This window comes from Mycobacterium sp. NGS61 (assembly GCF_059812325.1).
Map to the genome: position 1 here is coordinate 367,335 of NZ_JCALCL010000001.1, position 25,737 is coordinate 393,071.

The window sequence follows — 25,737 nt, forward strand, 5'->3', positions numbered from 1 at the left end:
CGTGGCAAAGAGCGAGCTAGACGAGCTCCGTGCCGCTGTCCGCGAGTTCCTTGATGCGACGTCACCCATCGAGACGGTGCGCGCGCTGATGGCAACAGACACCGGGTTCGACGCGGCGTCCTGGCGGCAGCTTGCCGGCGAGTTGGGCCTGACTGGCATCGCGGTTCCTGACACCTGGGGCGGGGCCGGCGCGGGAATGGCCGAACTGGCAGTAGTTTTCGAGGAGATGGGCGCCGCTCTGCTGTGTGCGCCCTTCTTCGCCACGGTTGCTTTGGCCATACCCGCGATTCTCGCCAGCGCCGACGAAGCTGCGACCGAGAAGTTCGTTCCAGGGTTCGTCGACGGGACGAGCACCGCCACCCTGATCCTCAATGGCCAACTGGGACCGTGGGACTCGGACACTGTGTGCTTGCGTGCACAGCAACATCGCGCCGGTTATCGGCTGCACGGTACTGCGCCACTGGTGCTCGACGGCCACACCGCCGATGTGATTCTCGCGGCGGCCCGCACCGAAGCAGGCATTTCGCTATTCGCGGTACCCGCCGACGCAGCCGGTCTACGCCGGACACTGATGGCTGGACTCGACCGCACCCGCAAGGTTGCCCGGGTCGAGTTCGACGGCGTCGCAGCCGAGCTGATCGGAGCCGACGGCGGTGCCGCGCACTTCCTGGCGCGTACTTCGGATGTGGCCATTGTCGCGCTGGCCGCCGAACAGCTGGGCGCGGCGCAGCGCTGCCTCGAAATGGCGGTCGAGTACGCGAAGAACCGCATCCAGTTCGGACGGCCGATCGGCAGCTTCCAGGCGATCAAGCATCGGTGCGCGGACATGCTGGTACTGGTTGAGGGGGCGCGTTCGGCAGCAACGCGTGCCGCCGAGGTGGTTGACGCCGACGAGCCGTCGACCGCAGCGGCAGTCGCGAAAATGGTGTGTTCGGAGGCGTTTTTGCAGGTTGCCCTGGACAACATGCGCATACACGGTGGCATTGGTTTCACGTGGGAACACGATGCCCACCTGTACCTCCGTCGCGCCAAGGCAAGTCAGTTGATCTTTGGAACCCCGGATTATCACGCACAGCGGCTGGGTGAGCTCGTGGCGACTTCAGCTCAGAAAGGGCACACGTGACCATCTCGTTCTCCCTGGAGCTGCCTACCCAGCGGGTCGCGGCGGCGCACGAGTTCGTTACCGCCGACGCCATCGCCGCCATTGCAAGGGCAGCCGAGTCAAGCGGATTCGCGGCCGTGCACGTGACCGACCATCCCGCACCGGATGCCAAGTGGCTCGACCACGGGGGTCACCACGCGCTGGACCCGTTCGTCGCCCTTGCGTTCGCGGCTGCCGCCACCACCGACATCAAATTGCTGACGAATGTCTACATCGCGGCGTACCGTAACCCGTTCCTTGGCGCCAAATCCATCCAGAGCCTGGCCGTGCTGTCCAATGGACGCCTCATCCTCGGAACGGCAGCGGGCTACCTCAGGCCCGAATTCCACGCCCTTGGAATCGATTTCGACAGTCGTGGGGCGCTGCTCGACGAAGCTCTGGATGTGCTCGACAAGGTATTGACCGGTGCAGACATCGCCTATCAGGGAACGTCATTCGCGGCCCGCGGGGTCCGGCTACGTCCACTGCCCCCGGCCACACCACCGGTCTGGGTGGGCGGCAACAGCAAGCCGGCGATCCGCCGCGCGGTATCCCGTGCCCAAGGATGGGCGCCGTTCAACACGTTCGGCTACGCCACCGCATCACGAACCGCGGAGATCTCGACGCTCGATGACCTGGAGGCTGCCATCAACTGGGTCAAGAGCTACGCAACCGAGATCGGTCGTACTGCCCCGCTCGACATCTGCTTTTCGGCGGGAAACCTGTTGGACGACAACAAGTCGACCGATGAACGGCACGCCACCATCGACAGGCTGCACGCGGCGGGCGTCACCTGGCTCACCATCGCACCGACCGGGGCGGACCGAGCGGAAGTCATCGAGCGGTCCCAGGCCTTCGCCACGGAGTTCATCGCGACGTAAAGAGCACCTCACCTGACTGCTCACCGCCACCCGCGCCGCCGGGGTTCGTGTCGTGCATTGGCTGATGGAGAAGCGTCCGTCACCACCACCGGGGCGGTGGTCGACGCCCGGTCAGGAAGGTGATAACGTCATTCTCACTTAGCGTAAATGCTCATATTCGCTGCTCAGGAGGATAAGATGCCTGCCCGTTCATTGCCGTACCCGGTTTTCGATATCGACAACCACATGTACGAGACGACGGACGCGCTCACCAAATATCTGCCGATGGAACACCGGGGAAAGGTCGGCTACGTCGAGGTCAACGGCCGCCCCAAGCTCGTGGTCAAGGATCACATCAGCCACATGATCCCCAACCCGACCTTCTCGCGGGTGGCCAGGCCCGGCAGTGCCGAGGACTACTTTCTTGGCAACAACCCGGAGGGTCTCAACTTCCGCGAGTTCGTCGGCGAGGCAATGGATGTCATACCCGCCTATCAGGCTCCCGCTCCACGGCTCGAACTGATGGACGAGCTGGGCATCGACCAATGTGTTATGTACCCCACCCTCGCCAGTCTCATCGAGGAGCGCACCACTGACGACGTCATCCTGACCCACGCGATCATTCACGCACTCAACGAGTGGATGCACGAACACTGGACGTTCAACTACAACGACCGCATCTTCGCGACGCCGGTCATTTGTTTACCGCTGGTGGACGAGGCGATCAGGGAATTCCACTGGGGACTCGAGCGCGGTATGAAGACATTCCTGGTCCGGCCCGCGCCAGTGCCCAGTCGCTTCGGCGGATCGCGCTCGATGGGCCTGCCCGAGTTCGACCCGTTCTGGGAAGAGGTCGTCAAGACCGGCATGCCGGTCACCATGCACGCTTCGGACAGCGGCTATCAAAAACATCTCATGGAGTGGGAGGGCGGTGGCGAATACCTGTCGTTCAAGCCCAGTGCCCTGCGCGAGGTTGTCATGGGACACCGAGCTATCGAAGACACTCTGGCGGCGATGATCTGTCACGGGGCACTGTCGCGGTTTCCCGAACTGAAGATCCTGTGTGTCGAAAACGGCAGCGGCTGGGTGAGGAATCTGCTGGAACAACTCAACACGGCGTACCGCATCATGCCCAAGGAATTCGACGAACACCCCGTTGAGGTTTTCAAGCGCAACATCTACATTCACCCGTTCCTCGAAGACGACGTCAAAGGGATCGTCGACATCATGGGTGAGGACCATGTGATGTTCGGCTCTGACTTTCCGCACCCCGAGGGCATGGGCGACCCACTGAGCTTCGTAGACCGACTCGATGGCATCCCGGAAACCGCGAAGGCGAAGATCATGGGCGGCAACGCTATTGAACAGTTAGGACTCAAGGTCGCGGTGTGACGGCAAGGTTGTGCAGCGGAACGTTGGACCAGCCGCAGACGTTGGACATCGCCACCCGCCGCAGCCCGCTGCGGTCGACTTCGTATTCGGGAACGAGATCCAGCAATGCGCCCAACGCGATACGGCTTTCCATTCTGGCCAGCGCGGCACCCAGGCAGCTGTGCACACCGTAACCAAGTGCCAGATTGAAGCCCATCTTGCGTTGCCGGTCGATGTCCAGCCGGTCGGGATCGGGAAACATCCGCTCATCGCGTGTCGCTGAGCCGGTCACCAGCAAAACCGCGCCACCTTCTGGAATCGTGTTGCCATGCAACGTAAGATCTCTGGTCGCGGTACGGACCTGGTATTGAGACGGTGCCTCGTAGCGCAACAATTCCTCAACCGCAGCCGGAATCTTGCTGCGGTCCGCGCGCAACTTCTGCCATTGATCGGGGAAGTCGGCGAACGCCACCATGGCATTGCCAATTAGTTTGGTCACCGTTTCAGCGCCCGCTCCCCCGAGCATGGTGGCAAAGCCGGTGATATCCACGTCGGTGAGCTTCTCGATCTGCCCGTCGCGCTCGATCTCGGTCTCGATAAGCCGACTTATCATGTCATCCTGCGGTTCGGCGCGACGCTTCTGCACAAGGTTCCAGTAATAGATCCCGGTCTGCACTGAGGCGTCATAACCTGTTGCGGTGGTGGCGATCTCTCCAGGGTGGCGCTCCAAGAGCAGATCCAGCCAGACCCGGATTTGGTCGCGGTCTTCTTTGGGCACCCCGAGCATCGTGGTGATGACGTCATTGGGGAACAGCGCCGAGAAGTCGGCCACCACATCGAAAGATTGGGGATCGAGCGCTTCGACGCGTTCATAGACCTTCTCGCGCACCATGTCTTCCAGCGCCGCGATAGCGCGCGGGGTGAAGACGTTGCTCACGAGTCTGCGCATCTTCTGATGCTCGGGCGGATCCATCGAGATGATCACCTTCGGCACCGGAATGGCGTTGTCGTGCGCCTTGACCATGTCCAGGGTCGCGCCCTTAGCTGACGAATAGGATTGGTAATCCCTTGTAGCCGGTGCCACGTCGTCGTACCTCGTCAGCGCCCAGAAGTCCCACTTCGCGCTGTAATACACCGGTGCTTCATCCCGCATCCGCCGATAGGTGGCGAAGGCACCGTTGAAGAAGTCGTCCGAGAACGGGTCGAAGTCCAAGGGTTCATCGGACGTGGCGGCGCTCATAGGATCGACCCGGACTCCTTATCGGCCATGATGGTGTCGCAATCCAACCCTGCATCCAGCAATATTTCTACGGTGTGTCGACCAGGTTCAGGGGTCTCGTATGAGAATGACCATTCTACCTTGCTGGTAGCTTGGCCGACTAGGGCCGCCGACCGGGGCGGCGGTGTGGGCCCACGTTGAGAACCTGTGTTCTCGATTTTCGTTAAGGCTACTATCCTACGAAGGTGCCTTTCCCGAACATCCCGCCCACGATTCCTGCACTGATCAGGTCGTGCGCCGAGCGTTTCGGGAACAAGCCGTTTCTGATCGTCGACGGCCGGGTGCTGACCTACGCCGATCTCGACCTGCGCTCAGCCGACTTGTCGATCGCGTTGCTGGCGGCGGGGATTGGCAAAGGCGACCACGTCGGGATCCTAATGCCCAACAGCGTTGACTGGGCGCTGGCCTGGTTCGCCACCACGCGCATCGGTGCGGTCGCCGTGCCGCTCAACACTTTCTACCAGGCGTCCGAGATGGCCTGGACCGCACGGCACGCTGACCTGCGGGCTGTCCTGACGTGGTCACATTTCCGCAACCATGACTTCATCGCCCGCCTCGAAGAGGCGCTCCCCGGGATGGCCGATCAGCGCGAGCCGGGACGAATCGCCGTTGTTGATGCGCCATTCCTGCGCACCGTCATGGTGTGGGGATCCAGCGATCGAGCCTATGCCACAACCACAGTCGGCGCTGCGGCGCCGGGCATCGATGCCGCTTTCCTGGCCGCTGTCGAATCATGTGTCACACCGGCCGACGAAGTGACGATCATATACACCTCCGGAAGCACCGGGAATCCAAAAGGCACGGTGCACACCCAGGGTGCGCTCGTTCGCCATACCTACAATCTGACCTTCTCCTACGGCGTGACGCATGAAGACGTCATGTTCACCTCGATGCCGTTCTTCTGGGTAGGCGGGCTGATCACCGGTTTGCACGCCGTGATTCACCATGGCGCAACTCTCGTGACCCAGCCGGCCTTCGACGCGGGGGAAGCCCTGGAACTCATCGAACGCCATCAGGCGACGATTGCCCTCGGCTGGCCCCAGCAAGGCAAGACCCTCGCCGAGCACCCCGACTTCCCGCGCCGCGACCTGCAATCGGTTCGGCGCACCAGCATGCCCGCGATGGTGCCACCTGAGCACCGGCCGAAGGGCCCCAACGCGCTGGGCATGACCGAATTGTGCGGCAACCACATTGGTGTGGATCAATATCTGCAACAGCCGGTTGATCGGTTGGAAACAGGCGGCGTGTCCATCGAGGGACTCAGCCACCTCCTCGTAAACCCCGATACCGGCCTCCCGGTGCCGCGCGGCACGCCCGGCGAAATCTGGGTACGCGGTTACTCGCTGATGCAGCGCCTGCACAAGCAGGAACGCGAAGAGGTATTCACTCCGGACGGCTACTACCGCACCGGTGACTGCGGCGTCGAATCCGACGACGGCTGGATCAAGTTCACCGGCCGGTTGGGCGACTTGATCAAAACCGGCGGCGGCACCAACGTCACACCAAGCGAAGTCGAACGTGCGCTCACCAATTGCGCGGGTGTGCTGGAGGCCTACGTAGTTGGAGTCCAGGACGCTGACAACGGGACAGTGGTCGCCGCCGCGGTGGTACCGCGCGGTGAGTCAGTTCTCGACGGGGCGGCCTTGCGAACGGAACTGCGCGGCATCCTGTCCGCGTACAAGGTGCCGAAATACATCTGGGTCGCGGCGAAACAGGACCTCCCGTTCACCGCGACCGGAAAGGTCAAGAAGTCAGAGCTGTCACAGCAGTTGAGTGACCTGCTGCCGCGAAGCTGAGCACTAGTCCCCCCTAGTCCCAGACCACGTCGAGTCGCGGCGGTGAACGGAACATGGTGCCGGTGACATACGGGCGCGGCGCCTCTGGATCGAGTCGCAGGCCGGGCAGTTCGTCGAACAGCGCGTTGAAGATTCTGATGCTTTCCAGCCGTGCCAGGTGCATGCCGAGACATACGTGAGCGCCGTGGGCGAACCCGATGTGCGGCTTACGCTCTCGATAGATGTCGAAAGATTCGGGATCGTTCCAGCGCGTCTCGTCGTGGTTGGCGCTGCCCAGGCTGAGCATCATCGTCGCGCCGTTGGGGATCCCTACTCCGAAGAATTCGATGTCGCTGGTGACTTCACGCATGAAGTTCAGCAGCGGCGTCTCCCACCTGATGCCTTCCTCGATGGCTTGCGGCAGCAGACTCCGGTCATTGCGCACGGCGTCGAGTTGATCGGGATGGGTCAGCAGTCCCATCGCCAGGCTGGCTGTCGATCTGGACGTGGTTTCGGCGCCGGCGGGTAGGAGGTTTCGCATGAACCCATAGATCTGCTCGTCAGACATCTTGACGCCGTCGATCTCGGCTTGCGACAGGATGGTCACCATGTCGTCCTTTGGCGACTTGCGCCGGTCGGCAAGCACGCCGACGAAGTACTCCTTCATTTCGGCGGACGCCTTCATCGCGCGATCCATGTCGCCACGGAAGCCCAGCAAATCGATGGCGAGTCGATGAAACTCGCCGATATCGGACTGCGGTAACCCCAGCAGGGCGGCGATCACCCGAACCGGAATGGGCATGAAGACCGTGTCCACCAGATCGGCGCGCTTGTTGTCGCGGAACTTCGCGACGGTGCGGTCCACCAACGGGCCGACAAGTTCTGCGTCCCAACGCTTCATCGATGAACGTGCGAAAGCGAATTCGTGCAACCTGCGGTAGACGGCGTGCTCGGGCTCTTGCATTTCCAGGATTGTCGGCCCCTGTAACGGCCGCACCACGTCTTCGTAACACCGGGTACTGAAGGTGATGTTGTCGATGAAGACACTCTTGACAGCGTCGAAAGAGTACGCGGTATAGGTTTTTCTACCGTTTCCGACATCTTCGGGAACGCCCATCTCCGGCCATCCAGGGTGCACGGCGCCCTTCGCCCGTAACTCGCGCAGCAGCGGATAGGGCGTCGCGTCTCCGTCTGCACCCATGCCGGCGTTGAACTTCTCCTGCGCTTCGCGGATGCGCTGGTCGATATCGTCGGTGACCGCCGGCTCCGCCACGTAAGCCTCCCTACCGGTATCAACCTACAGTCCGTCGGTTGTAAACCTACATGATGTATGTTGAACCGACCAGAAGCGAGCCGACCCCCAAAGCGCAACCTGGAGTATTCGATTGGCCATTCGAGTCGTGCAATGGGCTACCGGCGCGGTAGGCCGTGCTGCGCTGCAGGAGCTTATCGAGAATCCCGATTATCAACTGGTCGGAGTGCTCGTATACGACCCCGCCAAGAACGGTGTGGACGCGGGACAACTGTGTGGGCTACCCGCCACGACGGGGGTCGCCGCCACGACGGACAAGGACGAAATCGTCTCGTTGAGAGCGGATGTCGTGGTGCACGCCGCCAGCAAGGCGCACGCCGTCGAGACCAACGCCGAGGACATCTGCCGGTTGCTCGCGGTGGGCACCAACGTCATCACGACCACGTCGTACAACCATCTGCCCACCTATGGCGCACAGACCGAAGCCTCGTTTGTGCAGGCGTGCCGGCAGGGCAAGTCGCGTTTTCACGCCGCAGGGGAGAATCCCGGCTTCATGTTCGAGCGGCTGATCGCGACCGTCACCGGGTTGAGCAAGACGATCGACCGCATCGATCTGTACGAGGCCACCGATGTGTCAGCCGTCCCCAGTCGGCCGATGCTCGTCGACCTCATGGGCATGGGCCGTCCACCCGAGGACGTCACCGTTGATTCCCCGATCATCAAGAAACTGGATCTGGCCTACCGCCAGGCACTCAACGCCACCGCCGACGTCCTGGGAATCTCGTTGTCACACATCGATGTGTCCGTGGACGCCACCACACTCCCCCACGACATCGTGGTGACGGCTGGTGCGATCGAAGCGGGAACCGTTGTCGGACAGCGGTTCTCCTGGGTCGGTCACTGGTCGGGCCGGCCTCTGCTGGCCATCCATGAGGAATGGGTGCTGACCCGGGACCTACCGCAGTGGGGCATCACACCGTTGGCGCCGGGTGAGAAGTCCCCGCTGATCCGAGCGGTCATCAAGGGCGTGCCGAGCTTTGAACTGCAACTCGATGTCGGTTGGGATGGACAACCGGCCACGGGGCAGCACGCCCAGCCGGGCCATCTGATGATCGCGATGGGGGCGGTGCGCGCCATTCCGTACGTGCTGGGTCAACCGCCCGGGATCGTGACCGCGCCCGTATTCGGCGCCATCCAATTAGCCGGCAGCGACACCGACCGCGCGTGAGATGTGCTCGCTCGGCGCGGCGTGGAATACGTGCCCCGAGCCGTCCGGCAGCACCCTACGGGCGATCAGGTAGTCCGACCCCAGCCAGCCTTGCCGGATGTATCGGCCGAACCGCAAGAAGGTTCCGGGCGCGCCACTGGCCGACGGTATGAGCTTGACTTGTTCGATCCCAAGCTTGACGCCCTCGCCGGTCAGCGGACGCGCCGCGGCCAGCCCCCGAGTTATGACGGTGGCGGCGTCGTGGGACAAGCCGGGCATCGAATGCCCCGGCCGCCGACCGTATCTGGTCTCGAATCGGTCCAGGAATGCCTGCCCGACCAGATTGCGCTCGTCGTAGCTGTCCAGCCCGATCCAGCCCGAGAGGTGTCGCATCCACTCGGCATTGATATGTGCCATCTCAAAGGCGGTGGTGGTGTACCGGGGAGGATCCCAGCCGGCAGCGCGCAGTGCGTCGCTGAACCCCCACAAGCCGTGCCCGAAACCCACGTGGACGACGGCATCCGGATGCGACGCCCGCAAGGCTGCCACCGTGTCGGCCTTATCGGCCTCCACTTGCGGAATTGCGACCGTTGCAACCACTTGCAAACCCGCAGCCGCATAAGCCTTTTCCGCGAAAGACAGATACTCCTTGCCGATCAGCGACGCCTCGTAGGCAACGGCGATGCGCGAGCGGCCGTCGCCAATCATGACCGCCGCCAGCATCACCGGTTCTTCAGCCATCGAGCCGTTGTTCAGGGCGAAGCACCACTCGCCCAGCGCGCCTTCTGATCCCGACAAAGTGATGATCGGGACCTTGGCTGTCGCATCGACGTGCGCCCGCAGTGGCACCACGTTGTCAGAAACCCACGGTCCAAAAATGACCAGGCACCCTTCGGCCACCAGTTCATCGAAGGCGCGTTCCACCGCCTGATAGGTCCCGTTCGGCAGACCCACAACGTTGCGTTGAATCAGATCGACGGGCCGGTCGATCAATCTCGAGGCGACAGCCTCGTCCAGCACCAGTTGCAACGCGGCGACGGTGTTGTCGTCGGTATCGCCGCTCGTCGGATAGTCGTTCAGCAATCCCACCTTCAGTGGTGCGACCGACCCGTATGCGCGAACCACGTCGTCTGCCATACCCGGCAACATACAGGACGTATGTTGCTACGATCATCGTCGTGGCCCAGCGTGGAGGATCTGACGACGACCGCCGGGCGCGCGGCGATCAAACGCGGCGTGACCTCATCGATGCGGGGCGAGAACTGTTCGTGGCGCAGGGATACTTCAACACCAGCGTCGGCGACTTGGTGACGAAGTCGGGTGTCGGTACCCGTGGCGCGTTCTACCACCATTTCAAAGACAAGGCTGAGTTGTTCCGCGCCGTCTTCGAAGAAGTCGAGAGCGACCTCACGCTGCGCTCCATCGCCAACCCCCCGCCCGGTGCGGACCCGTGGCAACGGTTAACCCGCGGCATGCAGGGATTTCTCGAAGCGGCCCTCGAACCCGAAGTGCAGCGGGTAATGCTGGTCGACGGGCCGGTGGTCCTTGGCTGGCAGACATTGCGAGCCATTCAAGAGGGCAACAGCATCGCCTTGATCAATGAAATGGTCCGCGCGGCCATCGCAGACAAGATCATCGACGATCAACCCGTCGGAGAGCTCACCCACATGATCGTCGCCGCACTCGAAGAAGCCTCCAGAATGGTCGCGCACGCGGCGAATCCAGCAAGGGCGCGCCGACGAGCCGCCAAGGTACTCGACCGTCTGCTGCTGAGCTTTGCGGTGGACGAGCGAAAAGCACTGCGGCGGTGAGTGTTTTGCTCCGACTATGGGAAACCGTCGGTCCGTGTGTAAATGTGTGTTTGCGCAAGTGAATAATTTCGCTCTCAGCCCGGCGACCCAGGAGCCCCATGCAGACTGAGCAACAACCATTGCGGGTCGCGGTCGTCGGCGCATCCGCCGGCCTTGGCCGGTGCATAGGCACCGGGCTCGCCAAGCGCGGCGCCCATGTTGCCCTGCTCGCCCGTCGATATCCCCGCTTGGTCGACGCGACCAAGGAGGCCGGCAACGGCGCGGTGGCCGTCGCGTGTGATGTCACTATCGCCGAGACCTGCCAGCAAGCGATAGCGGAGGTGGTCGGCGCGCTGGGTGGACTGGACGCGTTGGTGTACACCACCGGCATGGGGGTGTTGGCGCCGCTGCAAGAGGTGACAGCCGAACAGTGGGGACGGTTGTTCGCCACCAATGTCACCGGTGCATCCCTCGTCACTGCGGCTGCGGCACCACACCTGGCTGCGGCCGGCGGCTCGGCCGTCTATCTGTCCTCGCTGAGTGCGTCCTACACGACACCGTGGCCGATGCTCGGGTCGTACGCGGTCACCAAAGCCGCATTGGACAAGCTCGTCGAGGCATGGCGTATCGAGCACCCCGAAATCGGCTTCACTCGCCTCGCCGTGGGCGACAGCATGGGCGGCACCGGCGACTCGATGACCGAGTTCAACAAGGACTGGGACCCAGAAGTCCTGGAAAAGGCGATCCGATTCTGGATGGACCACAATTACATGCAGGGCGGGCTGATTGACCAGGAACATCTGACCGACGTCGTCAACAACATAATCCGTTGCGGCAAGAGCGGTTTCGTCCCATACATGACACTGGCCCCGCGCTCGTCCGACGCAGTGCAGGAGCTCCGGAATTGGTGACCCAGATTCTTTCACGATGGAGGCAGCAATGAAATCCAAGGCGGCGGTGCTGCGCGGAGTCGGACTCGATTGGGACGTCACCGAAGTCGAGCTCGATCCCCCGCATGCGGGCGAAGTTCTGGTCAGGATGGCCTACGCGGGGATCTGTCACTCCGACGAGCATTTTCACACCGGCGACAGTGTGCCCACCCCGGAGATGGAAGAGATGATGCGGGCAGCGGGCCGTACGGTGCCCGAGTGGTTCCCGATGCTTGGCGGGCATGAAGGATCTGGCGTCGTCGAGACGATAGGGCCAGAGGTCAAGACCCTGAAACCTGGTGATCACGTTGCTATTTCGTTCTATCCGTCATGTGGTAACTGCCGATGGTGTACCACCGGCCGCACCTATCTGTGCGACGTGGGCGCCGACATCCACAGCAAAGCGATGACCACCGACGGCACGCGGCGCCGCCACCTCGACGGTGAAGATCTGATGGCGATGATGCAAGTCGGCACCTTTTCCGAATACGTGGTGGCATCCGAGCGGTCACTGGTGAAAGTTCACGACTGGATCCCGCTGGACTCAGCTTGTCTGGTCTCCTGCGGTGTGACAACCGGATTCGGATCGGGCTCGGTGGCCGCCGGTACCGAAGCCGGTGACACCGTCGTGGTCGTCGGCGTTGGCGGAGTAGGCATGAACGCCGTCCAGGGCGCAAAGATCGCCGGTGCCAAGCACATCGTTGCGGTCGATCCCAACGAATTCAAACGTCAGATGGCGCCGACCTTCGGGGCTACCCACACCGTCGTCGACACCGGCGCCGCAATGGAACTGGTCACCGAGATCACCTGGGGACTCATGGCCGACCGGGTCATTCTCACGCCGGGTGTCGTACCTCCGGACATGGTGCTGCTCGCCCTGATGATGCTGCGCAAAGGGGGTACCTGCGTGTTGACGGGAATGCCCAAGGTCAGCGACCTGATGGTGCCGATGGTCCTCACCGACATGATCTACTCCTGCAAGACCTTCAAAGGCGCGCTCTATGGCGAGCTGAATCCACGCGAAGCCATGCCCCGCCTGCTGGCGATGTACGAGGCCGGCCTGATCAAGTTGGATCAACTCATCACGCAGAAATACAAACTCGACGATATCAATGAGGCGATGCGGGATCTTCGGGCCGGCAAGAATATCCGCGGCGTAATCACATTCGAGTGAGAAGGGCGCAATGCCGACTATCGAGTTCACAGTAACGGGCTGCCAAGCGTCACTGGATCACTACCGCCGATCGTGGACACCAAGTCCCGACGTAGCTTTGGCCGGCATCTGGCTCGGCGCTGTCGTCAGCGACGATTCGGGTCACAACTACTGGGGCTTGCGCGGCATGGACGACTTCGTCGTCGGCATGACGCACGTGGTGTCTCCCATCTGTGGATTTCGTTCGTTGCCAGAGGCTTTGGAATCCGACGCCCCGCACCTGTTTGACGAGTACTCCTCCATCGACTGGTTTGAACCGTTCGAGTACAGCGATGACGGCAACACGCTGCAGATGATTTACGCCAGTGGCCGCGTTGCGCGTGACGCTGACGGCTTGCACTGGTACGACGCCAGCGGACGTTGGGAGATGCACGGCCGAACGGTCAGTGATGTGGTGGTCACGCACGTTCCACAACAGCAGGGCGACTATCACCTCGACCACGACGTGTACTACCGGCACGAATTGCTCTATGTGACCGGCACCATCGACGGCGAGCAGGTTTCCGGTTATGCGCATCAGGACTTCGCCTACGGGCCGCCGGGGATGTCTTACACCGAATTACCCATCGCCCGTCACCTGCAGGGGATGTGGGTCTCCTGGCTGCACGAATACGACGACGGCCGCTTGGGAGGTGGCAGCTTCTGGCAGGGCCGCGATGACTTGGCTTTCGGTCCCGGCTATCAGTTGAAGGACGGCGTGACGACTGTCCATGACGACATCGTCGCTACTCCGCGCTTCAACGCGGCTGGGAAAGTCGCCAGCCTAGAGACGGTAATCGGTGACGACACCTACGTTTTCACATTCACCAGCAGCGGGAGCCCGCTGCATGTGTTCGGAAACCTGACCGGCGATCCGTCCGGCGAGGCACTGTCACGCAGCTGGTGCTGGGTCGAATACGCCGGCGGCATGTTGACCCCGGAGGTTCTGGACATGGTCATGCAGCGGTTTCGCCTGGCACGCGGGGGCTGATTATTTGTGCACTACCCCGCATGGCCTCGCGAGTCCAAGCTCCTGGTGAGTGAGAATCCTGGTGGCGCATCGCAGACGGCTTCGTTCCCGCCGCTTGCGTGATTGTTACTCCATCCACATGAGGCCGCGCAGCGCCTCGGCAGCCGGAATCTCATCGACGGCAATCAGTCCCGCTGGGGCACGGCACACTGATTCGATGGCATTGACTGCGCGCGCCGCTGTCGAGATGCAACCGGCGACTGTCGTGTCGTACAACGGATGGGAGACATGGGTATTGATCTCTATCCGGGGTTCTCCCTCAACGACGACCCGGTGCACCCCAGGCTGGCCCGCCGGCGGGAACGGCCAATCCGGCGCGGCAGCGTCAGTGAGTCGGGTGATGTGTTCGATGGTAATCACCGGTTCGCCGTCCACCACACCTTCGACCGCGAACCGGACCGCAGCCATCCCGCCGGGCTCCACCTTGGTCATGATGCAGTCGATTGGTTCGGTTGTGTACCAGCGCTCATCCCGCTGCCGCACTTCCTCGAGAACTATCCCGAGCTGATCCGCCAAATTGTTCACCGCGCCACCGAACATGGACACGATTACCCCGGGCAGGAAGAGCATCGGCGGATCGTCATCCTGCTTCAGTCCGAAACCCATTGACGTACCGGTGAATTCGTAGTCGTCGTAATTCCCGTAGTCGAAGATTTCCTGAACGGTGATCGAGGAGACGCGGGTGCTGAGGCTGCAGGCCGCGTAGACCAGGGTGTCACCGGAGAACCCTGGATCGATACCGTTGACGTACAGCGATGAGTTGCCGGTTTCGCACGCGCTCTGCAGCGGATGTCGGAGCCAATCCTCAGCGCGGTGCGGCGTGGCCAGCCAGACCAACGAGGTGCCGACAACATTGGTGCCTGCCGCCAGGAATCGTGACATCTGGTCGATGGCCTCCATGGGCCGCGTCTCACCCAACGCGGTGTACACCACGCAGTCGGCCCCGAGCGCGATCAGAGCGTCGATGTCGTCGGTGGCGACCAGTCCGGTCGCTTCGTTCAACCCGCACAGCTCGGCGGCGTCTCTGCCGACCTTATCCGGACCCGAGGCATGGACTCCGACCAGTTCAAGATCTGGGCGTCCGATGATGGCCCGCAACGAATGTCGCCCTACGTTGCCGGTCGAGAACTGAATCACCCTGCGCACGACGGCCGCCTCAGTAGTCGGGGATGGGTAGCGGCGAATTGTTGGAATCGATTCCGCCGTCGACGTGGAATATCGCGTTGGTGGCATAACAGTCGGATGTGCTCAGGTAAACACACAGCCGACCCAGATCCTCGACGTTGCCAAGGCGGTGCAGAGGCGTCGCCTCCTGCATCTTCTCCAGCGAACCCGGCATCAGGTCGAGACTGCTTTGGAGCCCATCGGTGGCGAATGATCCGAGCGCGATGGCGTTGACCCGGACCTTGGGGGCCAGCTCCTGGGCCATCGCCCGGGTCAGCGCTTCGAGCGCCCCCTTGGCCGTGCAGTAGGCAGCCAACGCGCGGATGCCGAAACGCGCTGAGCCTGAGGAGATATTGACGATCGAACCGCGACCGGCGTCGATCATGTGCCTAGCCACCAACTGACTCATGATGAACGTAGACGTGACGCACCAGTCGAACGCGAGCCTGAAATCGTCGTCGGTGATATCGAGAAACCTCGCGTAGGTGGCTCCCCCGACATTGTTGATCAAGATATCAATGCGGCCGAAGCGCTCCATGGCCGTCGAGACCACGCGTTCACCATCGGGACGGCTCATCGCGTCGGCAACCACAGCCAGTCCCTGACCGCCTGCCTCCTCGATGCCGTTGATCGTTGCCAGGATGTCCGCTTCCGTTCGCGCGGTGCCGACCACCGTCGCACCGGCCTCGGCCAGCACCCGGGCGATGCCCTGACCCACACCTTTGCCGGCGCCTGTCACGATCGCGACCTGCCCGGCCAAATTGAACTGCTCCAAAGCCACCTGAGCTCCTCTGCCCCGACTTGACGCCGACATCATCTAACGACTGAAACTGACTTAAGTCAACGATCCGCTCCGGTGCAGGGTGCAGTGTCACTGGCCCGACCAGCGCCGCCGCGATACTGTTTGCAGTCGAATTCGGCGGAGGAAACATGACGGCAGGCAACAAGATCTCGGCTCGCGAGACCAAACGACTGCAGACCCGGGAGCGATTGCTGGGTGCTGCGGTTGCGGAGTTCAAGCGTTCCGGGATGGCCGAAGCTGACGTCGCCGCGATCGTGGCGGCCGCCGGAGTTGCACACGGCACATTCTTTTTCCACTTCCCCACCAAAGAACACGTGCTGCTCGAATTGGAACGCCGCGAAGAACAACGCATCGCGAGCCAGCTCGCCCGATTCCTGGTCACCGAACACGATCTTGCCGGTGCTCTCGGTGAGGCGGTTCGACTGGTCGCCGGCCTCGAACGCCGACTGGGCGATGGTCTGTTCAAAGACTTTCTCGCGCTGCATTTCTCACAGACCCGCCCACCGGTCGAGGACGGCAGAGATCATCCGGTGATCATGGCGGTGGCCGGCGAGATCGAGCGGGCGCAGCGGAACGGCAGCGTTGCCGCCGACGTCATCCCGATAAACAGCGCAGTGTTCTTCCTGCTCGGTTTGTACGCACTGCTCATCACGACCAACACCTGGCCCACCCGCGATGCCATGCTCGCCGATTACGTGGCCAGAACGATGCAGAGCATGGCGGCTCGCTGAGTCCAGGCGGTTGACCTCAGTCAGTTTCTGCGTTACAACAGGCGAGGTTGAGGGAGGCCACATTGAATCTGCCGACGCTGAACTTTCGCCGCTGGAGCAGCGCGCCGGCCCCCGGCGCCAGGGACGGATTGGCCTTCGACGAGCACATGGAGGAATCCCGACTCGCGCAGCGACAGGCCGACAAGTGGCTGATTTCGGGCTCGCTGTTGATCGGCACCGCCGCGCTCGGCGTCTTCGGCCTCCCACTGTTCCTGCGCGGAGTCTGGTTGCTGCGACGCGCGCAGCGGGCGGGGTTGTCGGTGCGGCCGATGCTCGTCACACTGCTCGGCTATCTGGTCATCATTGATGCCGCCATCAACACCGTGGGCTGGGCGCTGGACATGGTGGGCAACCACACCCTGCTCGGGCGAGTGTTGCTGGTGGGCTGGGGCAATATGTTCGATGCTGGCTACTTCTGGCATTTCAACGAACTCTGGATCGGCGGCGCGGCAGGCCCCGGGGAGAAAGGCTGGGAAGTCGGCCTGATCTTCACCGTGTTCACCATGCGAATCGCCGCGGGCATCGGCTTCCTGCAGATGAAACGATGGGGACACCAGTGGATGGTGGTCACCTGCTGGATGGGTGCGGTCATCTGGATCGGCTACGTGTTCAACATGACCATGTACGCCGACGTGCGCTTCGGCGGTGTGATATTCCCGGTCGTCGGCTGGTGGCTCTACGACATCTTCTACATCACCCCGTTCCTCGCGATCCCCTACCTGCACACCGTCAACCGCGAGATCTTCTCGGACTAGCTCGATGACCGAGGTCATGCAACATCACGTTCGGCTAAGTGCTGAATCACTCATGGATTCAGGTCAATTCATCATCGAAAACGCTGCCGAGCCGGAACGGCGCCGTTGACTTCAGTCAGTAAAGGGTCTACAACAGAACACACCATGACGGCACAGGTCAGAACCTCGGTGCGCGAAACGCAGCGACTGCAGACCCGGCAGCGCCTGCTCGGTGCGGCACTTGCCGAGTTTCAGCGCTGCGGAATGGCCGCTGCCGAGGTCGGCGTGATCACCAGTGCTGCCGGTGTCGCACACGGCACCTTCTTCTTCCACTTCCCCACCAAAGAGCATGTCTTACTCGAATTGGAAAGCCGCGAAGAGGCGCGGCTCGCCGCTGAACTCACCCGGTTCCTCGGCACGTCGCCCGACCTGACCGCCGTGCTGACCGAGGCGGCGCACCTGGTCGTCGACCTCGAACAACGTTTGGGCGGTCCACTTTTCCGGGACTTCCTGGGCATACACTTCTCGTCCACGCGGCCCAAGCGCGACGAGGAATGGACCGATCACCCGGTGATCGTGTTGCTGGTCAAGCAGATTCAGCAGGCACGTGACCGCGGCGAGATACACGCCGCGGTCGATCCGTTCTACAGCGCGGTGTTTTTCCTGCTCGGCGTCTACGGCGCATTGAGCACCACGTCCGCCGGGACCCGTCGCGACACCATGCTGGCCGAGCTGGTCGCGACGGCAGTCCGAAGTCTCGAGCCTCGACAATAACCAGGGAGATTCGTATGGATATGGTTTGGGAGTTGCTGCGGTACGTCGCCGCCTGGGGCGGAACCGGATTGATCATCTGGTTCTGGTACTGGATGTTTTCCAACATCGGAACGTTCTGATCGCGTGGCCGGGACGGCCGATTCATCGGCGATGGCGATCGAGCGCAGTTGTGCACTGACGGCAGTGGCGCTCAGTGGACAGCGCCGCGACGGTGCCCGCCTACTCACAGGTGCCGGCCGCAGCTTCGGTTTGAGCCCCGCGTTGGACCTCGTGCACGTTCCCTACCCGGGCGTCGGCGACGACTGGACCCGCCGCACCCTGACGTGTGGTGTCGCGTTGCAATGCTCGCCGTCCAAAGAACGCCTCGCCCACTACCGGTTGTCCGACCTGTCGCCCCGCGAACACCGCGCCCTGGCTTTCGTCGAAGCAGGTGTCGCGATGGGCTGGATCGCTGCGCACTGGCCCGGACTGATGCCTGAGCTAAAAAGAGCGTTGTCCGACATCCCGATTCGCGATCCGGACCTGGATGCCGCGACCATGTTCGACCAAGCGATCGACATTGCGCGCGGTAGACAGCCGATCGTCGAGCACCCATTGCTCGGCATGCTGCCGCGCACCCAATTCAGCGCCCGCGGATTAGCCAGCGCAATCAAGCGACTCGGCAGGATGCCGTGGACCAGCACCCAACAGCGTCATCCGCGCCCATATTCGGTGCCGGTGGGCGGCGATGGTGGCGTTCGCAACCCCAACCTGCCACCGCCCAGCCGACCAGAGGATAACGACCTCGACACCAGTCCCGAACGCCGGCAAGGTATCCCGTATCCGGAGTGGAACGCCTGGACAAAGACCTTCCTGGCGAATCATGTTGCAGTGCTGGAGTTTCCCTCCTACCCGCAGGCCGGTCACCCGGCCCCGGTCGCAGAAAACCTTCGAAAGTGGTTCGAGGAGCACACGCATCGCGCGATGACCAACCGGCTCGAGGACGGATCCGATCTCGACGTCGAGCAATACGTGCGGCACTACATTGACATGTTGACCCAGACGGCAAGCGAACCAAGGATTTTCCGGGAACTGTTGCCGCACAGCCGCGACGTCGCCACCGCGCTGTTGCTCGACGGTAGTTCCTCACTGGGCGTGCACGGCGGCCGCATTTTCCGCTTGGAACTCGAATGCGCCGATGCGCTGTCCCGCGCGATGACACTCGCTCGTGAACGCCATGGCATTTTTGTGTTCACCGGAAACACCCGGCACCGCGTCGAAGTGCGCTGTCTCAAAGACTTTCAGGACGGCCACTTCATAGCGCCGGGCAAGCTCGGGCTGATGACCGGTGGTTACACCCGGCTCGGCGCGCCGATTCGACACTTGACCTCGCGGCTGTTGACCCAACCGGCTGAACGCCGTCTGCTCATCGTGATCGGCGACGGACTGATCTCTGACGAAGGATACGAAGGCCGTTACGCGTGGGCCGACGTGGCGCATGCGGTCGAGGAGGCCAACGACGCCGGCGTCTCGGTGTACTACGTGGGCGTCGGCCCAACGCGGGTCGATCCGCTACCCGAGGTGTTCGGATCCCGCCGGTCGCGACGGATCAAACGTGTCGAAGAACTGCCGCGAGTACTCGCGCACGTCCACCGAGAGCTTGTCTCCGCGTGACCGGCGCAGACCTGAGGGGAGAAATGACCACCGACACCTACATCGCCAGCGGCAACGAGGTGGAGTTGTTCGAACAGGCTTACCGCGAACACGTTCCGGTGATGCTGACCGGGCCCACCGGATGCGGCAAGACCCGCTTCGTCGAACACATGGGCGCTCTGCTCCGGCAACCTGTCGTCACCATCAGCTGCCATGACGACCTCACCAGTTCGGACCTGGTCGGCCGCTTCATGGTCACCGGTGGAGATGTGATCTGGAAAGACGGCCCGCTGACCAGAGCAGTCAAGGCCGGCGCCATCTGCTACCTCGACGAGGTGGTCGAGGCCCGACACGACTCACTGGCGATTCTGCACTCCCTGACCGATCACCGTCGCGCTCTCTATCTGGATCGCGCCGACGAAGTCGTCCGGGCGCCCGACTCGTTCATGCTGGTCTGCTCCTACAATCCCGCCTACCGCAGTTCGTTGAAAGAGTTGAAGCCGTCCTTCCGTCAGCGATTCGCGACCCTGCCGATGACATATCTGCCCGCCGTGCAGGAGGCCGAGGTGATTGTGGCGGAATCGGACGTAGAGATCGCGACGGCGCACCGACTTGTCTCCTGCGCCAACGCTATTCGCTCTGCGGACGCCGTATTCCACTTCGAGCCGCCCTCTACCCGGGTGTTGGTCACGGCCGCGAAGCTGATCGCGGCCGGAGCCACCGAGATCAGCGCGGCCGAAGCCTGCATACTCGCACCGCTCAGTACCGACGGTGCCATCAACGACGGTCTGCGCGAAGTCGCAGCAGCGACCTTGAACACCGAACCCTCAGGGACTTTCTAGGAAAGGCGGACGAAATGGTGGATCAACAAGAGCGCAAACGCAAGCGGGCACTCATCGTCTTTCAGATCTTCATCTACGGATACCTGCTGATCATGTTCAGCATTCAGCTGTACATGTCCTTCGCCCGTGGCTGGTGGGACCTGTGACCGCCGTCGTCTCTCCGGGCGACTCGGTCAACCTCTCTGAGCATGACGACGAATCACGACAAGCCCAGCGCCGAGCCGACAAATGGATGATCGTCGGTGCCGGGTTGATGGGATGCTGGGCCCCGGGCCTGATCGGATTCCCCATCTTCATGCGTGGGGTGTGGCTGCAGCGTCAGGCTTTACGTGCCGGGCTGTCGGTTCGCCCCATGATCGTCACGCTGATCGGCTACCTGGTGCTGATCGACGGAATGCTGAACAGCCTGGGATGGGCACTGGACCTCGTCGCCAACCACACCCTGATCAACAGGGTGCTGATGATCGGCTGGGGCAACATGTTCGACGCCGGTTACTTCTGGCACTACAACGAATCCTGGGTGGGCGGCGCATCGGGGCCGGGTGAGAAAGCGTACGTAGCCGGTCTGATCCTGACCGTGTTCTCCATGCGGGTCGCCGCGGCTATCGGATTCCTGCAGATGAAACGGTGGGGCCATCAGTGGATGGTGGTCACATGCTGGATGGGCACCGTCATCTGGTGTGCCTACGTCTTCAACATGACCATGTACGCCGACGTGCGTTATGCCGGTGTGGTTTTCCCGGTGATCGGCTGGTGGCTCTACGACATTTTCTACATCACGCCGTTCCTCGCCATCCCCTACCTACACACCGTCAATCGCGAAATCTTCTCCGACTAGGGCATGAAGGAGCATCCCCATGACGACGAAATCGACTGTCACAGATGACAAAGAACCGGCCGAAGACCTGCCGCCGGGCACCACGCCCTACTACGCGCGCATGCACAAGTGGATCAAGCGGGCGGTGCTGGTGTGCCTGGTGGCCCTGGTGCTCGAGGGCGCATTCACGTTGCCGTTCATGGCCGTCTACTACGGGTATCCCACGCTGAGCCTCACTGAAATCTGCAGCGAGTTGCTCAAAGTCCGCTACTCCGACGACGCCCTGGAATGCAAATACCCCTACCCACCGTTGGGTCCGCCGGAAGGCGCCGAAGGCAAGGACACCGCCCGGGACGTCTGGGGTATCCAGCCCACGCCGAAGTACCACCGTCTGGGCTTTCGTGAACTGGTGCGCATCCATGATGAACGCATCGCGCGCCAGCACGCCGGCGCCAAGTGACCAGGAGGCTGCGCGTCGTCCAATGGACCACCGGCAATGTGGGCAGGAAGTCGGTCCACGCGATCGCCGAGAACTCGTTGTTGGAACTGGTGGGCTGCTACGCGTGGTCGCCGGACAAAGTCGGCCGTGATGTCGGCGGACTGTGCGGGATCGAACCACTGGGAGTGCAGGCCACCGACGACGTCGACGCGCTGCTCGGCCTCAAACCCGACTGCGTGGTCTACAACCCGATGTTCGCCGACGTGGACGAAGTGATCCGCATACTGCGGGCTGGAATCAACGTCGTCACCACGTCGGAACTCATTACCGGACACCAACTCGGCCCTGCCCGGGACCGCATCGTCGATGCCTGCATGCAAGGCGACTCAACCATTTTCGGCAGCGGCATCAATCCCGGGTTCATCCAACTCCTGGCGATCGTCACCGCCGGACTGTCCGACCGGGTGGATCGCATCTGCATCGTCGAATCGTTCGACACGACCATTTACAACTCTCCGGCCACCGAGATTCCGATGGGCTTCGGTCGTCCGATTGATCAGCCGGACCTGCCTGCTCTCACCGAGAAAGGGTCGGGCATCTTCCGCGAGGCCCTGTTGCTGATCGCCGATGCCCTGGGAGTCGATCTCGACGAAATGAGATGCGACGTCGAATATGCCCAAACCACCGAGGATCTGCTGCTGCCCGGTGACTGGACGATCGAAAAAGGTTGCGTCGCAGGCATCGATCTGCGGTGGCGGGGCATCGCCGAGGGCCGCGAGGTAGTCGAGGCCCGCGCCGTGTGGACCAAAGGGCAATCCCTCGAACCGCGTTGGTCGACGAACTTCGGTTACACCGTAACGGTGGAAGGCCGGCCCACGATCAAGACCACACTGAGTTTCGAGCCGCCCCCGGACTTCCACGGGGAGTCGATCGACGACTACATCATGCTCGGTCTCACCATCACCGCCATGCCGCCCATCACCGCGATACCCGCCGTCGTCTCCGCACCGCCCGGCATCGCCACCTACACCGACCTGCCCCTGCTGTTACCGCGGGGAGTCCTGGCACGCAACGGAAGGACGCGCGCACAATGACGGAGAAGTATCGCGTCATCCAATGGATGACCGGGGATGTCGGACAAGTCGGACTGCGGCACTTCGCCGACAATCCGGTCTTCGACCTGGTCGCCGTGTTGGTGCACACACCGGAGAAGGTCGGCAAGGATGCCGGGGACATCATCGGCATCGGACCGACGGGCATCGTCGCGACCGACGACGTCGAGTCCGTCATGGCGACCGAGGCGGACTGCGTGTTCTACACACCGATCATCATGGATGTCGACACCGTTTGCCGGCTGTTGCGATCGGGCAAGAACGTCGTCACCACGAGCGGATTCTTTCATCCGTCCAAGTACTTTCGGGAGGAAGCGAATAAGATCGAGGCCGCCTGCCGTGACGGTGGCACGAGCTTTCACGGCGGTGGCATCCACCCCGGCTACGCCGGAGACCTACTGCCGCTCACCCTCGCCCGCGTCGCCAGCAGGATCGACAAGATCGAAGTGTACGAGGTCGTCAACGTGCTCACCGACGCACCACTGGACCACATCGACTGGTTGGGTTTCGGTAAGCCCCAGGATGAATTTCTCTCCACGCCAACCATTCTGGGCATGGGTCTGCCGTTCTTCGCCCAATCGATGTACATGATCGCCGATGGGCTGGGCGTCGAAATAGACGACATCACCGCAGATCTGGCCGTCGCCACCGCCACCGAGGACATCCCGCACGAACTCGGCGCCATCGCCAGCGGAACGGTGGCCGCGCAGCATCACACCTGGACGGCACAGGTCGGCGGACAGCCGTTCATCGCTTTCCACGCCATCTACCTCACCAGCGGTCCGACCAGCATCGAGCCAGCCTGGGATTGGGGAAAAACCCGCTACCGCATCGTGATCGAGGGCGATCCAGCAAGTGTCCTGACCCTGGAAGGGCTCGAATCCCCGGACGGGACCACCTCACATCCCGGCTACAACTGGACTGCGATGGGCGCTATCAATGCCATTCCCGACGTCTGTGACGCCGCACCGGGCTGGCTCACTCACTACGATCTCGGTTTGATTCGGCCGCGGGGTATGGTCCGCTGATGACCGACCCGCCACGGTTGCACCATGTCGTGTTCGCGGTGGCACGGGAGCGGCAAGATGCAGCGGGAAAGCTATTCACCGAACTTGGGTTCACTTTGAACGACATCGATCTGGAGCATCTGGGGCTTCGGGTCCTGCTGGACTGGGATCGGGGCATCGAACTGATCAGCCCCGGCCCCGAATCCGACGCCGAGGTTGCGACTTCGGTGAGTCAGTTCCTGGCCGATCATGGCTCTGACCGGCTGCCGAATCCGAGGTGTTCCGAAACCCCCTCGTGGCGGCCATTTCTCGGCATGAGCGGACCCGCGCGACTGCAACTCGAATTCGATCTACCGGACCGGTGATGGTGAAGATCGGCGTTCAGATTCACCCGCAGAACACGACCATGGCCGCGCTGCGTGCCGGTTGGCAAGGGGTCGACGACCTGGGCGTCGACAGCCTGTGGACCTGGGACCATTTCTTCCCTCCGCTGTACGGCTCGCCCGACGAACCGCACTTCGAGGGCTGGCAGATTCTGGCGGCCATGGCCGTCACCACAGCCAACGTTTCCCAGATCGGCATGTTGGTGACCGGATCCTGCTACCGCAACCCCGACCTGCTGGCACATATGGCCTGCACGCTCGACCATCTCTCCGGTGGGCGAGCGGTGCTGGGCATCGGCTCGGGATGGATGGAGCGCGACGAGACCGAATACGGCTACCCCGTCCGGACTCCAGCCGAGCGCCTCGACGTTCTTGCCGCGGCGCTGCCCCGCATTCGCAACCGCATCGGGCTGCTTCGGCCTGCTCCGATCGGTCGGCTGCCGCTGCTGATCGGCGGTAATGGTGAGCGGCGCACCTTGCGCCTGGTCGCTCAGTACGCCGACATGTGGAACGGTTACGGCGATCCGGCGACCATCCGACGAAAGAACCAGGTCATCGACCGGTGGTGTGGCGAAGTTGGCCGCGACCCGCACCAGATTGAGCGCACCGCGTGGATCGAGCGCGCGGAACCGGGTCTGATGCGATCCCTGGTCGAGGCTGGGGCCGATCACCTGATCCTCGGCCTTCGTGCCCCCTTCGACCTGCGTGAGGTGGAGCGGCTGGCCGGGGGTCGTCAGGCGTTTTAGCGTTCAACAGCTCGGGTATGCCGCCTTTAGCGGCGCACAGCCCCCCGCCCGCATTCGCAAACTCCACCCATGGAGGTGTATCGGCGTGGCCGAAATGATTGTTGAAACTCCGGAAGAAGTTGTTGCCTACCTCAAAGCGCAGCACGACCTGATCGAGGATATGTTCGACCAGGTGCTGCTCGCATCAGATCCTGAGGCGCGGGAGAAGCCGTTCATCCAGCTTCGCCAACTGCTCGCCGTGCACGAAACGGCCGAGGAGATGCTGGTGCATCCGCGGGCCCGCCGCGATCTGGAAGCCGGCGACGCAATGGTGGACGGGCTCCTGCAGGAAGAGCACGATGCGAAGGAACAGCTTTCCAAGATCGAAAGCCTGGACATCACCTCCGATGCGTTCATCGCTGAGCTCACGAAGCTGCGCGAGGCCGTGCTGGCACACGCTGAACATGAAGAGATCGAGGAGTTCGCGAAGTTGCAGCGCGACCTCGACACCGACGAGCTGAAACGGATGGGTACCGCCGTCAAGGTCGCCGAGGCTATCGCACCGACCCGGCCCCACGCCGGCGTGGAATCAGCGAAATTGAATTTCGTCGTCGGACCGTTCGCGTCGATGTTGGACCGGGCACGGGATCTGATGCACCAGGCGACAAGTTAGGGGCGTACATGGGTTTGGCTACAGCACGCCATGGCCG

At 62.5% G+C, this 25,737-nt stretch carries 27 protein-coding genes; 22 read left to right on the forward strand and 5 right to left on the reverse strand.

Annotated elements, in window-relative coordinates; genetic code table 11:
* Position 1: 1 nt before the first annotated feature.
* The 3 genes from AC5Y3Z_RS01805 to AC5Y3Z_RS01815 all read left to right on the forward strand — a co-directional run bounded on the left by AC5Y3Z_RS01805 (position 2) and on the right by AC5Y3Z_RS01815 (position 3,393).
* Positions 2-1,123 carry an acyl-CoA dehydrogenase family protein gene (locus tag AC5Y3Z_RS01805; RefSeq protein WP_473139056.1) on the forward strand — a complete coding sequence of 374 codons (1,122 nt, stop codon included), beginning with the start codon at positions 2-4 and terminating at the stop codon, positions 1,121-1,123.
* Positions 1,120-2,022, forward strand: coding sequence for a TIGR03619 family F420-dependent LLM class oxidoreductase (locus AC5Y3Z_RS01810; protein WP_473139057.1), 903 nt, complete (start codon positions 1,120-1,122; stop codon positions 2,020-2,022). Before AC5Y3Z_RS01805 ends, AC5Y3Z_RS01810 begins: the two co-directional genes overlap by 4 nt.
* Before the next feature lie 177 nt (positions 2,023-2,199).
* Positions 2,200-3,393 (forward strand): amidohydrolase family protein, encoded by a 1,194-nt coding sequence (locus tag AC5Y3Z_RS01815; protein ID WP_473139058.1) that lies wholly within the window; start codon positions 2,200-2,202, stop codon positions 3,391-3,393.
* Here AC5Y3Z_RS01815 and AC5Y3Z_RS01820 read toward each other — a convergent pair.
* The gene (locus AC5Y3Z_RS01820; protein ID WP_499918042.1) at positions 3,377-4,612 is read right to left on the reverse strand and encodes a cytochrome P450; all 1,236 of its coding nucleotides are present in this window, start codon (positions 4,610-4,612) and stop codon (positions 3,377-3,379) included. The genes AC5Y3Z_RS01815 and AC5Y3Z_RS01820 overlap by 17 nt on opposite strands.
* A gap of 224 nt (positions 4,613-4,836) precedes the next feature.
* Between AC5Y3Z_RS01820 and AC5Y3Z_RS01825 the strand changes: the two genes are divergently transcribed.
* On the forward strand, positions 4,837-6,447 hold the full coding sequence (locus AC5Y3Z_RS01825) for a class I adenylate-forming enzyme family protein (RefSeq protein ID WP_473139060.1): 1,611 nt from the start codon (positions 4,837-4,839) through the stop codon (positions 6,445-6,447).
* A 13-nt stretch (positions 6,448-6,460) separates the two neighbouring features.
* On the opposite strand, the gene AC5Y3Z_RS01830 is transcribed toward AC5Y3Z_RS01825, so the two are convergent.
* Positions 6,461-7,699 carry a cytochrome P450 gene (locus tag AC5Y3Z_RS01830; protein ID WP_473139061.1) on the reverse strand — a complete coding sequence of 413 codons (1,239 nt, stop codon included), beginning with the start codon at positions 7,697-7,699 and terminating at the stop codon, positions 6,461-6,463.
* 127 nt (positions 7,700-7,826) lie between these two features.
* Between AC5Y3Z_RS01830 and AC5Y3Z_RS01835 the strand changes: the two genes are divergently transcribed.
* Positions 7,827-8,906 carry a dihydrodipicolinate synthase gene (locus AC5Y3Z_RS01835; protein ID WP_473139269.1) on the forward strand — a complete coding sequence of 360 codons (1,080 nt, stop codon included), beginning with the start codon at positions 7,827-7,829 and terminating at the stop codon, positions 8,904-8,906.
* Here AC5Y3Z_RS01835 and AC5Y3Z_RS01840 read toward each other — a convergent pair.
* Complete coding sequence (locus AC5Y3Z_RS01840) at positions 8,877-10,022, reverse strand: ABC transporter substrate-binding protein (RefSeq protein ID WP_473139062.1); 1,146 nt, start codon at positions 10,020-10,022, stop codon at positions 8,877-8,879. The genes AC5Y3Z_RS01835 and AC5Y3Z_RS01840 overlap by 30 nt on opposite strands.
* Before the next feature lie 41 nt (positions 10,023-10,063).
* On the opposite strand from AC5Y3Z_RS01840, the gene AC5Y3Z_RS01845 reads away from it, so the two are divergent.
* The 4 genes from AC5Y3Z_RS01845 (at position 10,064) to AC5Y3Z_RS01860 (ending at position 13,787) form a co-directional block, all read left to right on the forward strand.
* Entirely contained in the window at positions 10,064-10,696 is a 633-nt protein-coding gene (locus AC5Y3Z_RS01845; RefSeq protein ID WP_473139270.1) for a TetR/AcrR family transcriptional regulator, read from the forward strand.
* A gap of 98 nt (positions 10,697-10,794) precedes the next feature.
* The gene (locus AC5Y3Z_RS01850) at positions 10,795-11,586 is read left to right on the forward strand and encodes an SDR family oxidoreductase (protein ID WP_473139063.1); all 792 of its coding nucleotides are present in this window, start codon (positions 10,795-10,797) and stop codon (positions 11,584-11,586) included.
* Positions 11,587-11,614: 28 nt separating this feature from the next.
* Positions 11,615-12,778 carry an NDMA-dependent alcohol dehydrogenase gene (locus AC5Y3Z_RS01855; RefSeq protein ID WP_473139064.1) on the forward strand — a complete coding sequence of 388 codons (1,164 nt, stop codon included), beginning with the start codon at positions 11,615-11,617 and terminating at the stop codon, positions 12,776-12,778.
* 10 nt (positions 12,779-12,788) lie between these two features.
* The gene (locus AC5Y3Z_RS01860) at positions 12,789-13,787 is read left to right on the forward strand and encodes a hypothetical protein (protein ID WP_473139065.1); all 999 of its coding nucleotides are present in this window, start codon (positions 12,789-12,791) and stop codon (positions 13,785-13,787) included.
* Between the two features lie 105 nt (positions 13,788-13,892).
* Here AC5Y3Z_RS01860 and AC5Y3Z_RS01865 read toward each other — a convergent pair whose 3' ends face one another.
* Positions 13,893-14,972 carry an NAD(P)H-dependent amine dehydrogenase family protein gene (locus tag AC5Y3Z_RS01865; RefSeq protein WP_473139066.1) on the reverse strand — a complete coding sequence of 360 codons (1,080 nt, stop codon included), beginning with the start codon at positions 14,970-14,972 and terminating at the stop codon, positions 13,893-13,895.
* Between the two features lie 10 nt (positions 14,973-14,982).
* The gene (locus AC5Y3Z_RS01870; protein ID WP_473139067.1) at positions 14,983-15,771 is read right to left on the reverse strand and encodes an SDR family NAD(P)-dependent oxidoreductase; all 789 of its coding nucleotides are present in this window, start codon (positions 15,769-15,771) and stop codon (positions 14,983-14,985) included.
* 149 nt (positions 15,772-15,920) lie between these two features.
* On the opposite strand from AC5Y3Z_RS01870, the gene AC5Y3Z_RS01875 reads away from it, so the two are divergent.
* The 13 genes from AC5Y3Z_RS01875 to AC5Y3Z_RS01935 all read left to right on the forward strand — a co-directional run bounded on the left by AC5Y3Z_RS01875 (position 15,921) and on the right by AC5Y3Z_RS01935 (position 25,700).
* Positions 15,921-16,523, forward strand: coding sequence for a TetR family transcriptional regulator (locus tag AC5Y3Z_RS01875; RefSeq protein ID WP_473139068.1), 603 nt, complete (start codon positions 15,921-15,923; stop codon positions 16,521-16,523).
* Between the two features lie 146 nt (positions 16,524-16,669).
* On the forward strand, positions 16,670-17,317 hold the full coding sequence (locus AC5Y3Z_RS01880) for a hypothetical protein (protein WP_473139271.1): 648 nt from the start codon (positions 16,670-16,672) through the stop codon (positions 17,315-17,317).
* A 144-nt stretch (positions 17,318-17,461) separates the two neighbouring features.
* Positions 17,462-18,070: a TetR family transcriptional regulator gene (locus tag AC5Y3Z_RS01885; protein WP_473139069.1), complete on the forward strand. Its 609-nt coding sequence runs from the start codon at positions 17,462-17,464 to the stop codon at positions 18,068-18,070.
* Between the two features lie 123 nt (positions 18,071-18,193).
* On the forward strand, positions 18,194-19,723 hold the full coding sequence (locus AC5Y3Z_RS01890) for a nitric oxide reductase activation protein NorD (RefSeq protein ID WP_473139070.1): 1,530 nt from the start codon (positions 18,194-18,196) through the stop codon (positions 19,721-19,723).
* Between the two features lie 23 nt (positions 19,724-19,746).
* Complete coding sequence (locus tag AC5Y3Z_RS01895) at positions 19,747-20,544, forward strand: CbbQ/NirQ/NorQ/GpvN family protein (protein ID WP_463827706.1); 798 nt, start codon at positions 19,747-19,749, stop codon at positions 20,542-20,544.
* A 14-nt stretch (positions 20,545-20,558) separates the two neighbouring features.
* A complete protein-coding gene (locus AC5Y3Z_RS01900) occupies positions 20,559-20,690 on the forward strand; it encodes a hypothetical protein (protein WP_463827705.1) in 132 nt (43 codons plus the stop codon).
* An 86-nt stretch (positions 20,691-20,776) separates the two neighbouring features.
* A complete protein-coding gene (locus tag AC5Y3Z_RS01905; protein ID WP_463827795.1) occupies positions 20,777-21,382 on the forward strand; it encodes a hypothetical protein in 606 nt (201 codons plus the stop codon).
* A 19-nt stretch (positions 21,383-21,401) separates the two neighbouring features.
* Entirely contained in the window at positions 21,402-21,821 is a 420-nt protein-coding gene (locus AC5Y3Z_RS01910; protein ID WP_473139071.1) for a hypothetical protein, read from the forward strand.
* Positions 21,818-22,894, forward strand: coding sequence for an NAD(P)H-dependent amine dehydrogenase family protein (locus AC5Y3Z_RS01915; protein ID WP_473139072.1), 1,077 nt, complete (start codon positions 21,818-21,820; stop codon positions 22,892-22,894). Before AC5Y3Z_RS01910 ends, AC5Y3Z_RS01915 begins: the two co-directional genes overlap by 4 nt.
* Complete coding sequence (locus AC5Y3Z_RS01920; RefSeq protein WP_473139073.1) at positions 22,891-23,940, forward strand: NAD(P)H-dependent amine dehydrogenase family protein; 1,050 nt, start codon at positions 22,891-22,893, stop codon at positions 23,938-23,940. Before AC5Y3Z_RS01915 ends, AC5Y3Z_RS01920 begins: the two co-directional genes overlap by 4 nt.
* A complete protein-coding gene (locus AC5Y3Z_RS01925) occupies positions 23,940-24,284 on the forward strand; it encodes a hypothetical protein (protein ID WP_473139074.1) in 345 nt (114 codons plus the stop codon). Before AC5Y3Z_RS01920 ends, AC5Y3Z_RS01925 begins: the two co-directional genes overlap by 1 nt.
* Positions 24,284-25,048, forward strand: coding sequence for an LLM class F420-dependent oxidoreductase (locus AC5Y3Z_RS01930; protein WP_473139075.1), 765 nt, complete (start codon positions 24,284-24,286; stop codon positions 25,046-25,048). The genes AC5Y3Z_RS01925 and AC5Y3Z_RS01930 overlap by 1 nt, the downstream gene beginning before the upstream one ends.
* An 85-nt stretch (positions 25,049-25,133) precedes the next feature.
* Positions 25,134-25,700 carry a hemerythrin domain-containing protein gene (locus tag AC5Y3Z_RS01935; protein WP_463827699.1) on the forward strand — a complete coding sequence of 189 codons (567 nt, stop codon included), beginning with the start codon at positions 25,134-25,136 and terminating at the stop codon, positions 25,698-25,700.
* Positions 25,701-25,737: the final 37 nt, after the last annotated feature.